Source organism: Betaproteobacteria bacterium (assembly GCA_009377585.1).
Lineage (GTDB): Bacteria > Pseudomonadota > Gammaproteobacteria > Burkholderiales > WYBJ01 > WYBJ01.
The window spans coordinates 23,771-33,417 of record WHTS01000033.1 but is presented as its reverse complement, the minus strand read 5'-3'; the positions used below and the strand labels follow the sequence as shown (position 1 = coordinate 33,417).

11 protein-coding genes are annotated in these 9,647 nt (G+C 65.5%); 3 read left to right on the top strand and 8 right to left on the bottom strand.

Translation table 11 applies throughout. The features are described 5' to 3' along the window. The 4 genes from GEV05_12810 to GEV05_12795 all read right to left on the bottom strand — a co-directional run. A partial coding sequence (locus GEV05_12810; protein MPZ44261.1) for a CocE/NonD family hydrolase occupies positions 1-1,517 on the bottom strand: 1,517 nt, incomplete at its 3' end. A 105-nt stretch (positions 1,518-1,622) separates the two neighbouring features. Beyond that, complete coding sequence (locus GEV05_12805; protein ID MPZ44260.1) at positions 1,623-2,126, bottom strand: tryptophan-rich sensory protein; 504 nt, start codon at positions 2,124-2,126, stop codon at positions 1,623-1,625. Between the two features lie 180 nt (positions 2,127-2,306). Beyond that, positions 2,307-2,813 (bottom strand): GNAT family N-acetyltransferase, encoded by a 507-nt coding sequence (locus GEV05_12800; GenBank protein ID MPZ44259.1) that lies wholly within the window; start codon positions 2,811-2,813, stop codon positions 2,307-2,309. A 19-nt stretch (positions 2,814-2,832) separates the two neighbouring features. Beyond that, positions 2,833-3,219: a hypothetical protein gene (locus GEV05_12795; protein ID MPZ44258.1), complete on the bottom strand. Its 387-nt coding sequence runs from the start codon at positions 3,217-3,219 to the stop codon at positions 2,833-2,835. Between GEV05_12795 and GEV05_12790 the strand changes: the two genes are divergently transcribed. Further along, positions 3,149-4,207, top strand: a complete 1,059-nt coding sequence (locus GEV05_12790; protein MPZ44257.1) for an SDR family oxidoreductase — start codon at positions 3,149-3,151, stop codon at positions 4,205-4,207. The genes GEV05_12795 and GEV05_12790 overlap by 71 nt on opposite strands. Positions 4,208-4,294: 87 nt before the next feature. Here the strand turns inward: GEV05_12790 and GEV05_12785 are convergent, their stop codons facing one another. The 3 genes from GEV05_12785 to GEV05_12775 all read right to left on the bottom strand — a co-directional run bounded on the left by GEV05_12785 (position 4,295) and on the right by GEV05_12775 (position 6,989). Next, on the bottom strand, positions 4,295-4,696 hold the full coding sequence (locus GEV05_12785) for a DNA-binding protein (protein MPZ44256.1): 402 nt from the start codon (positions 4,694-4,696) through the stop codon (positions 4,295-4,297). Positions 4,697-4,700: 4 nt separating this feature from the next. After that, entirely contained in the window at positions 4,701-5,867 is a 1,167-nt protein-coding gene (locus GEV05_12780; protein MPZ44255.1) for a thiolase domain-containing protein, read from the bottom strand. Between the two features lie 129 nt (positions 5,868-5,996). Further along, positions 5,997-6,989, bottom strand: coding sequence for a zinc-binding dehydrogenase (locus GEV05_12775; protein ID MPZ44254.1), 993 nt, complete (start codon positions 6,987-6,989; stop codon positions 5,997-5,999). Between the two features lie 144 nt (positions 6,990-7,133). Here GEV05_12775 and GEV05_12770 point away from each other — a divergent pair, with 144 nt between their 5' ends. Then, positions 7,134-7,754 carry a hypothetical protein gene (locus GEV05_12770; protein MPZ44253.1) on the top strand — a complete coding sequence of 207 codons (621 nt, stop codon included), beginning with the start codon at positions 7,134-7,136 and terminating at the stop codon, positions 7,752-7,754. Between the two features lie 36 nt (positions 7,755-7,790). After that, on the top strand, positions 7,791-8,633 hold the full coding sequence (locus tag GEV05_12765; protein ID MPZ44252.1) for a methyltransferase: 843 nt from the start codon (positions 7,791-7,793) through the stop codon (positions 8,631-8,633). 3 nt (positions 8,634-8,636) lie between these two features. Here the strand turns inward: GEV05_12765 and GEV05_12760 are convergent, their stop codons facing one another. Then, positions 8,637-9,620: a tripartite tricarboxylate transporter substrate binding protein gene (locus tag GEV05_12760; GenBank protein ID MPZ44251.1), complete on the bottom strand. Its 984-nt coding sequence runs from the start codon at positions 9,618-9,620 to the stop codon at positions 8,637-8,639. Positions 9,621-9,647 lie beyond the last annotated feature (27 nt).

Sequence of the window (9,647 nt, the reverse complement as noted above, 5' to 3'; positions counted from 1 at the left end):
ACGACGATGCTCGTCGGCCAGACCTCGATGTCCAGCTCGACAAGTTCTCCGGGCGTGAGCGGCTGCAGTTCGTCGTGCGTGTGATACGGCCGATAGGGCAGGGTGAGCTTCGGGTCGAGCTTACGGTGCGAGGCCCGCAGCCAGCCCTGGCCGATCGGCGTATGCGGATCGAGCGCACCCTGGAAGACCAGTTCCTTGCCGTCCGGATCGAACACCCGCAGGACGATGAAGAAGTCGGCATCGGTCGTGGCCGACGAGGCGAAGAGCTTGAGAGCCGAGGGCCCGGTGATCTCGGTCGGCTCGGCCAGCGGCTCGGAGTGGAACGTGAGCCCGGCGGCGAGCGGCTCGTAGCTGAGAGTCTTGCGGCTGCTCGGCGGCTGGGCGGTAAGCCGCATGCCGTCCGGGTCGAGATAGAACCGTGTCCAACGCGTGCGCGCGAGCGGCCATTCGTTTTCGGTGCGTTGGACGAACTTCTCGCCGGGATGGCGGACGTTGAGCAGCACCTTGGGCTGCTCGTTCCAGCCGTTGTGCTCGCCTTTCAGGAAATGATCGAAGAAGCGCTTTTGCAGCGCCACGCCATAGTCGGTATAGAACGGCGCCCAGTGCGAGCCGCCGTGGACCTCGAGCCACTTCTGCGCGGAGGTTGCACGCATGAAGCCCTCGAAGTTGCCGCGCGGGTGCAGCCCCTGGCCGCCCCAGTTTGCGCATGACAGCAGCGGGACGTTCACTTTCGACAGATCGCCGCTGCGGCTGCGGTAGTACGGACCATCGAGCGGTTGCGCCAGGATGTCCGCCCACATGTCCTCGCGATTGCGCTCGAGTGTTTCCTCCGGCAGCGTCTCCGGTCCGCATACGAGCTCGCCCGTGAGGCGGCTTTTCGCGCCGCGGCTGCCCACCCCGTGCTGCACGGTCTTCACCTGCATGTCCTGCCAGTTCTTGCGGAACACGCACACGATGCCGCCGTGATGGGTCGAATCGCGGTAGTTGTCGACCCAGCCCTCCCAGACGCAGATCGCGGCCAGATGCGGCGGCTGCATCGCGGCTGCGCGCCACTGGCTCGACGCATAGTACGAGATACCGTTGAGCCCCACCTTGCCGCTGCACCAGGTTTGCGCCGCGGCCCATTCGATGCAATCGGCGAAATCGCGGTTTTCGCGCGCGTTGTTGTGCGCGAGGAAGCCAGGCGAGCGCCCCGCGCCGCGCGAGTCGACGCGCACGATCGCATAGCCGTCGGCCACCCACTTCTCGGGATCGACCACTTCCCAGTTCTGGTATTGGTTGCTCGTGCCGCTGACGGCGTCCGGGTTCTCGCGGCACATGATTTCCCAGGCGGTCTTGTAGCCGTCCTGGAACGCGAGCCCCTTGCCGTAGGGCCCGTAGCTCACGATCGCCGGATAGCGGCCCTCGGCAATCGGGCGAAAAACATCGGCACGCAGCACCAGGCCGTCGTCCATCGCGATCGGCACGTCCCAGTCGATGCGCATGCCGTCCCGGACCTCGCTCTGGTAAGCGCTCATCGAAGCTGCTCCTGTCGCATTCGAAGTTCCGCCGATGTTCGCAGCCCGCGCGCCGAAGCTCAATAGCGGGGCGCCGCGCGGGCCCGTTCGATCACACCGACAGGGTCAAGGGAGCAGGTCCGGATTGAGCTGCCACACGCGGTAATTGAGCACGGCCGCATAGACGACCCAGGCGAGGTAGGGGAGGAGCAGTGCGCCGGCGAGCGGCCGGATGCGCCAGAAGGCTGCGATCGTGACGACGATCAGCGCAGCCAGGACCACGATGTCGACGAGAGCGAGAAGGCCCTGCCGCCATGCGAAGAAAAGCCAGCTCCAAAGTGCGTTAGCCACGAGCTGGACCAGGAATAGACCAAGCGCGAGCGGTGCGCGTGCGAAGCCCCGATCGCGCCATACGAGCCAGGCCGCCATGGCCATGAGGAAGTAGAGCACCATCCAGGCCGGGCCGAAGATCGACGCGGGCGGCGCCCATTCGGGCTTCACCAGCCTGGCATAGAGCTCGGGTGCGTCGGCCGAAGCGATGGCGGCGAGACCGGCGGCCAGCGCCACGGTGACCAGCCAGGCAAGGAAGCCGAAAACCGGATTCCAGCCGGCATCGTTGGAAGCTGTCATTCTCGGTTCCGCATTTTGCCGTCATGAATGGACGGTTGTAGCACGTTCCCTTGTCGGTGTGCTTTACAGCGCGCGTGCCGGCCCGCTTTGGGGGCCACGAACCAGCCGCCCGGGCAAGGCGCCGCTGGCGACGCCATCGCGGTGAACGACCGTGCCAGCACGGCCGGCTCTCGTTACGGCCTACGGCCGGTAGTTCGCGCGGTTGAGCCGGTAGACGAAGCACTCGGCGGCGCCGAAGCGGCGGCGCTCGAGGAAGTGGAAGCCGAGCCGTTCGTAAAAGCGGTGCGCGCCGATATTGCTCGCGAGCGGGTCGATCAGCACCGCGATTACCGCGGAATCGGCGAAGCAGCGCTCGAGCGTGAGCGCCATGATGCGGCTGCCGTAGCCCTTGCCCAGATCGTCGTGCTCGCCGATCCAGATGTCGATCGCGCGCAACCTCGCCGGCGCGTCGCCCCAGTAGTGGGTCTCTTCGCGCTGCGGGTCGATGATCTGCACGAAGCCGATCGGCCGTCCGTCCAGCTCCGCGATCAGCTGCTGGCGCCAGTCCGGCGAGCGGCCGAGCTCGACTTCCCATTGCCAATCGTCGTTCGGGTCCGAGGCCAGCACGTGCGGCTGCTCGTCCCAGTGCCGCAGCAAGGCAACGTCGGCGAGAGTGGCCGGGCGAAGTGTGATTCTGGCTGCGGGCATGGCTACGGTATTCAGACCCCTATCGAACGCTGGTCACGACGATGGTTCCGTCAGCCTTCGCCAGGTCGATGATCGTCGCTTCGCCGGCGGCCTTGTCCAGCTTGAACGTTTTCGGAACCTTGACGAAGCGCAGATGGTACGTGGTCGCGTGGCTCGATGTCACTTCACCGCTGCCGGATTTCTTGCACCAGATGACCAGCGACGAGTTCGCGCTCAACTGCACCGTGTACGCCTCGCCGCAGCCGTCGAATAGCCGCTCGGGAACGTGGCGGATGGTGTACGTGGCGGCGTCCGAGCGCCGAAACGCCTCGACGCCCGACTCGATATCGTAGGCGATGCGCGTCGCGCCGTCCGTGCAGGCGCAGAGCAGTACAACGGCCGCGAGGCAGGCAGCTCGAATCAGCATCTGCGACTCGATTACCGGAACCACTTATTGTCGCCGATTTCGGCATCCGCGATGCGCAACGCTCGCGCTGCAACGCAAGGCCGTTGGTCTACGTCAAAAGCATGTCCCAAGTCCAGCGGCCGGCGCGGCGACGCCGCGAGTGCAAGAACTGCCGGCACCTGCCCGAATCGGCTATGCTGCGTCGTTCGATTCCGAGGCAAGGAGCGGCAACATGGCGGCAACGACATCGATGGGCAGCATCAATCCGGGCAACGAGCTGGCAGGCAAGGTGGCGCTGGTCACGGGCGGCGCACGCAATATCGGAGCGGCAACCTCGCTTGCACTCGCGCAAGCCGGCGCGGCAGTGGCGGTGAACACGCGCAAGTCGCGCGAGGATGCCGACCGTGTCGTCGCCGAAATACGGGAAAACGGCGGTCAGGCGGAAGTCTTCATGGCCGACATTGCCGACCCGGACGCGGTGAAGCGGATGGTGGACGGCGTGATCGAACGCTTCGGCAAGGTCGACATCCTGGTGCTGAACGCTTCGGTGCGCAAGGAAACGCCGTTTCTCGAGATCAGCGCCGAGGAGTGGCGCAGCATCATGGCGATCTCGCTCGATGGCTCGTTTCATCTCGCACAGGCGTGCCTGCCCTCGATGCTCGAGGCCGGCGGCGGCAGCATCGTGACGCTCGGCGGCACGCAGGCACTGTCCGGAGCCAGCCGGCGCGTGCACGGTTCGGTCGCAAAACACGGGATGCTAGGTCTGACGCGCGCGCTCGCGCGGGAATTCGCCGAGCAGAACATACGCGTTAATTGCGTCTCGCCCGGCCGGATGGACACCACGCGGGCGGCCGGGCGCACGGTACGCGGCGACGCGAAGGGAATTCCCATGGCCCGGTTGGGCGATCCGCGCGAGGTCGCGGATACGGTCCGGTTTCTCTGTGGACCGGGGGCGAGTTACATCACCGGTCAGCTGCTTTATGCCAACGGCGGGTTGGTGATGTATTGAGTGCGTGAAGAGTGAAGAAGTGAAGAGTGAAAGGAGAACGCCCGCAGCGCCTTCACTCTTCCCCCTGTACCTCTGCCGTCCAGCGCCTCACGCTAATACAAACATCGGCATCGAAGTTCCGTTTTCGGTCTTCTTGAAGGTGAGCTTCACCTTCTGCCCGATCTTGACCGTGTCCAGATCACAATCGACGATGTTGGTCAGGACGCTGATGCCTTCGTCCAGCGTCACATACGCGATGCAATAGGGAATCGGGCCGGCCCGGCGCGTCACGCTGTAGCTGTAGATCGTGCCGGTGCCTTTCGCTTCCACCCAGTCGAGCTTGGTGCTGAAGCAGAAGGGGCAGATGGCGCGCGGGAAGTGGTGCACTTCCTTGCAGTCGTTGCACTTCTTGAGCAGCAGCTTGCCTTGCCCGGCCGCCTCGAAATAGCGCTCGTCGCCGACGTTGAGCATGGGGTCCGGCAGCTTCCTGTCCTGATATGGGGTTGCCATCGTCCTACTCCCTTTCCATGATGACCGTGGCACTGCCGTGCCGGTGTCCGAGCGAGCCGCCGGTGCCGTGCGCGAGCGCAATGTCGCAGTTCTTCACCTGCACGGCGGGATGCGCCTCGCCGCGCAATTGCCGCACGGCCTCGATGACCTTGGTCATGCCGCCGCGATTGGCCGGGTGGTTGTTGCACAGCCCGCCGCCGTCGGTATTGAACGGGAACTTGCCGCTGCCCGAGATGAGATTGCCGTCGGCGACGAACTTGCCGCCTTCGCCCTTCTTGCAGAAGCCCAGATCCTCGATCTGCATCACGACCGTAATGGTGAAGCTGTCGTAGATCGAGGCGTACTTGACGTCGGAATGCTTGACGCCGGCTTCTTCGAACGCACGCGGTCCGGACCAGGCCGCGCCGGAATAGGTCAGGTCGAGCTTGCCGCCCATCGTATGCTTGGGCGCCTCGGCCGTTCCGAGAATCTTCACCAGCGGCCGCTTCAGCTTCTTTGCGATCTCGGGCCGGGCGACGATCAGAGCGCCGCCGCCGTCGCTCACGACGCAGCAATCGAGCCGGTGCAGGGGGTCGGCCACCATCGGCGACTCCAGCACGTCCTTCACCGTCACCACCTCGCGCAGCATCGCGTTCGGATTGTGTTGCGCATGATGCGAGGCGGCCACCTTCACCCAGGCGAGTTGCTCGGCGGTCGTGCCGTACTGATACATGTGCCGCATCGCCGCCATGGCGTACAAGTTGACCGTCACCGGGCCATAGGGAATCTCGAACGGCTCTTCGGGCACGCCGGTGCCGCGGCTGCGGACCTGGGTGCCGGACGAGCCCTCCGAGCGCGGCCGGCCGGAAAGCGTGATGAGGGCGACGTTGCACTTGCCGCTGGCGATGGCTTCGCACGCATGGCCGACGTGCACCAGGTAGGACGAACCGCCGGTGTCGGTCGAATCGATGTGCTTCAACCTGAGACCCATGTAGTTCGCCATGCTGATGCCGCCCATGCCGGGCGCGTCGCCGGCACAGAAGTAGCCGTCGATGTCGTCCTTGGTCAGGCCCGCGTCCTCGATCGCGCCCTTGGCGCATTCGGCGTGCAGCTGCGCCACCGATTTTTCCGGCGCCTTGCGCGTGGGATGCTCGTAAGCGCCCACGATGTACGCCTTGCCTTTGATCGTCATAGAACCCCCTCAAGGAATGTCGAGCAGAAATTCATTGTACCCGTCTGGCCGTGGCTCGGCCGCTGCCGCCGCGTGGGCGTTCCGGTGCGCGGGCCGTTCGGCGTCGTCCATATGACGAAACGCTGGATTTCAGGCGCTCACCTCGAGCAGGATCTTGCCGATGTGCGCGCTCGATTCCATGCGGGCGTGGCTGGATGCTGCCTGCTCGAGCGAAAAAACGCTGTCGATCACCGGGTCGATGCGGCCGCCCAGATGCGGCCAGACGCGCGCCATCAGCTCATCCACGACCGCACGCTTCTTGTCGAGCTCCAGCGGGCGCATGCGCGATGCGGTGACGACGGCACGCTTCGCCGCGACGTCGCTCAACGACACGCAGAATTCTACCGGCCCGCCGGTGGAGATGTGCACCAGGCGCCCGTCCGTCGCGAGCGATTCGACGTTGCGCTTGGCATAGGCGCCGCCTACCATGTCGAGGATCACGTCGACGCCGCGGCCGCCGGTAATGCGCTTCACCTCGGCGACGAAATCGGCATCCTTGTAGTTGATCGCGTGCTGCGCGCCGAGCTTGAGGCACGCATCGCACTTCGCTGCCGAGCCCGCCGTGGCGATCACATTCGCACCTTCCAGCCGCCCGAGCTGGATCGCGGTCGTGCCGACGCCACTGGAGCCACCGTGCACCAGCAGCCACTCGCCCTTCGCAAGGTGCCCCAGCGTGAAGACGTTGAACCAGGCCGTGAACATGGCCTCGGGCAGGCACGCCGCCTGCTTCAAATCGTAGCCAGCGGGAATCGGCAGCACGAGCGGCTCGAGCGCGATGCAGTATTGCGCGTAGCCGCCGCCGTTGACCAGGGCGCAGACGCGATCGCCCGGCTTCCAGCGGGTGTTGCCGGGGCCGACCTCGACGACCTCGCCCGCCACTTCCAGGCCAGGGATGTCGGTCGCGCTTTTCGGTCCGAAACCGCGCTTGCGCTGGCTGCAGTCGTGCCGGTTGATGCCGGCATAGGCAACCTTGATCAGGACTTCGCCGGCTGCCGGCCGCGGCACCGGACGGGCCCCGGGTCTAAGCATTTCCGGGCCGCCGGCTTGGGCGATTGTTATTGCGGTCATCGTGGCAGGCAGCATGCAGAATCTCCGTTCAGGCGGTGGGTGAGCGAACAAAGGTTGGCATTCTACTGTGCATGCCGCTGGGTTCCTGCAGCGGCGTGGCATGATTGTTCCAGTTTATTATCGGACCCCGGCTGACCCGCCGGAGACAAGGAGCAGGATTTGGAGCAGTGGGTCGCGGACGCAACGGCGTTCATCGCCGCCAACGGTCGCTGGGCGGGGCCGGCGGTATTCGCGCTCGCCTTTGCCGAATCGCTCGCGTTCTTCTCGCTGTTGGTGCCGTTCACCGCGATGATCGTCGCCTCGGGCACGTTGATCGGCGCCGGCACGCTCGATCCGTGGCTGATCCTGCCTTGGGGGATACTCGGCGCCTGCCTGGGCGACGCGGTCTCCTACTGGATCGGACGCTACTTCGGCCGCGGGGTGCCGCGGCTGTGGCCCTTCCGCAAAGACCCCGGCCTGATCGAATGCGGTCATCGCTTTTTTCTGCGCTGGGGCGTGTTGAGCATCTGCCTGGGACGTTTCTTCGGCCCTTTGCGCGCGGTCGTTCCGCTCGTGGCCGGCATGATGGCGATGCCGCAGGGGCGTTTCCAGGTCGCCAACGTCGCCTCGGCGATCGTGTGGCTGCCGCTGCTGATGACGCCGGGCGCCCTGGCCGGCAGCGTTTTGAAGGACGTGCCGGACTTCGGCGAACGTACCTTCCTCTATGTCTTCGTCGCTTTCCTCGTTTTTCCGCTCATGGTCGGATTGTTCGCCTGGCTGCGCAAGCGCCGGCGGGCGTAACATCGGGAATGCCGTGCCAACTGTCGGGAGAGTGCCATGAACGATATCGCAGCCGTCGCCGATCCGGACGTCGTCACCGCGCCCATCAGCTACGCACTCGATACGGGCGAAAAGCTGGTCAACGAGACCTTCGGGCCCAACAACATCCGGCGGCACACGACCGGCAGCTACGAAAGCAAGATGATGCCGATCCGCAACGCGCGGCCGCTGCGGGCGAGCTTGAGCCTGGATCGCCAGGGCTTCGTCCTGGTGGACCATGCGACGCAAATGCGCGATTTCTTCGATCCCGAGGAGCTGAAGCGCGTCTACTATGCCGAGGCAGTCGAGCTGGTGAAGCGGGTCTCGGGCGCGGTGCGCGTGTTGCTGTTCGATCACACCTTGCGCTCGGGCGACGAGCAGGAGCGGGAATCACGCCTCATTCGCGAGCCGGTGCTGTCGGCGCACAACGACTACACCGAATGGTCGGGGCCGCAGCGGGTGCGTGATCTTCTGCCCGAGGAGGCGGAGACCTTGCTCGCGCGCCGTTTCGCCATCATCCAGGCTTGGCGCTCCATCGCGCATCCGATCGTAAAGAATCCGCTGACGATCGCGGATGCGCGCACGGTCGCCGCCGAAGATCTGCACGTGAGCGAGCGACGTTATCCGGGCCGGGTCGGCCAGACCTACCGCCTGAGCTACAACCCGGCGCACCAGTGGCACTACTTTCCCGACATGCGCCGCGACGAAGCACTGGTGTTCAAAGTGTTCGATTCGAAGCAGGACGGCCGCGCCCGCTTCGTTCCGCACACCTCGTTCGAGAATCCGCTGGCGCCGGCGGATGCGTTGCCGCGCCGGAGCATCGAGATCCGCACGCTCGCGTTCTTCGACGAGGACAATTGATCCTCAGTTCATCAAGATCCCGGTGTCCTTGATGAGCTTGCCGTACTTGTCGATCTCCCGCTTGAGGTATTGCGCATAGACTTCGGGCGGGCTGCCGATCGGCTCGTAGCCTTGTTCGAGCTGGCGCTTGCGGATGGCGGGCGCCCGCAACGCTTCGCTCACCGCCGTATAGAGCGTTTTCACCACCTCGTCCGGCGTGCCGCGCGGGACCGACACCGCGAACCACTGACTGATGTCGATCCCCGGGAAGCCCGACTCTTCCATCGTCGGCACATCGGGCACGGCGGGCGAGCGCTTCGACGTGCATACCGCGATGCCGCGCAGCCGCCCGCTCTGCACGTGCGCCGTCACCACCGGCAGCGTGAAGATCGAAATGATGACGTGGCCGCCGAGGGTGTCGGCGACTTGCGGTCCGCCGCCCTTGTACGGGACATGTATCAGATCCACCTTGCCGCGCAGGCGTAGCAGCTCGCCCACCAGGTGATGCGGACTGCCGACGCCGGTGGTGCCGTAGGTGAGCGAGCCGGGATGCCGGCGTCCGAGCGCGATCACCTCCTTTACCGTCCTGCCCGGGAACGACGGGATCGACACGATGATGGTCGGCGTGGTCGCGACCTGAGTCACCGGGCGCAGATCGCGCAGCACGTCGTAGGCCATTTTCTTGAACACGTGCTGGTTCAGCACCAGCTCGGGCGAGGCGGAGAGCAGCACCGTGTAGCCGTCGGGCGCGGCCTTGGCGACCAGGTCGGTGCCGAGCATGCCGGTCGCGCCGCCACGATTGTCGACCAGGACCTGCTGGCCGATGCGCTCGGACACATTGGCCATGATCGGGCGGGCCAGGATGTCGGTACCGCCGCCGGGCGGGTAGGGGACGATGACGCGAACGGGCCGAGTCGGATAGTTCTGGGCGAATGCCGGTGCAACGAGGACGACAGCCATCGCAGCGGCGAGCAGCGCCTGCCGCCGTACTCCATGCCGAGCCAACATGGTGTTCCTCCTCTTGGCTTATCTTTC

Coding starts and splice junctions, on each gene's coding strand:
- GEV05_12795 (MPZ44258.1), bottom strand. CDS start 3,219: ATGCTGATTCGAGCTGCCTGCCTCGCGGCCGTTGTACTGCTCTGCGCC.
- GEV05_12805 (MPZ44260.1), bottom strand. CDS start 2,126: ATGACAGCTTCCAACGATGCCGGCTGGAATCCGGTTTTCGGCTTCCTT.
- GEV05_12765 (MPZ44252.1), top strand. CDS start 7,791: ATGAACGATATCGCAGCCGTCGCCGATCCGGACGTCGTCACCGCGCCC.
- GEV05_12760 (MPZ44251.1), bottom strand. CDS start 9,620: ATGTTGGCTCGGCATGGAGTACGGCGGCAGGCGCTGCTCGCCGCTGCG.
- GEV05_12790 (MPZ44257.1), top strand. CDS start 3,149: ATGCGCGTCGCGCCGTCCGTGCAGGCGCAGAGCAGTACAACGGCCGCG.
- GEV05_12800 (MPZ44259.1), bottom strand. CDS start 2,813: ATGCCCGCAGCCAGAATCACACTTCGCCCGGCCACTCTCGCCGACGTT.
- GEV05_12780 (MPZ44255.1), bottom strand. CDS start 5,867: ATGACGATCAAAGGCAAGGCGTACATCGTGGGCGCTTACGAGCATCCC.
- GEV05_12785 (MPZ44256.1), bottom strand. CDS start 4,696: ATGGCAACCCCATATCAGGACAGGAAGCTGCCGGACCCCATGCTCAAC.
- GEV05_12775 (MPZ44254.1), bottom strand. CDS start 6,989: ATGCTGCCTGCCACGATGACCGCAATAACAATCGCCCAAGCCGGCGGC.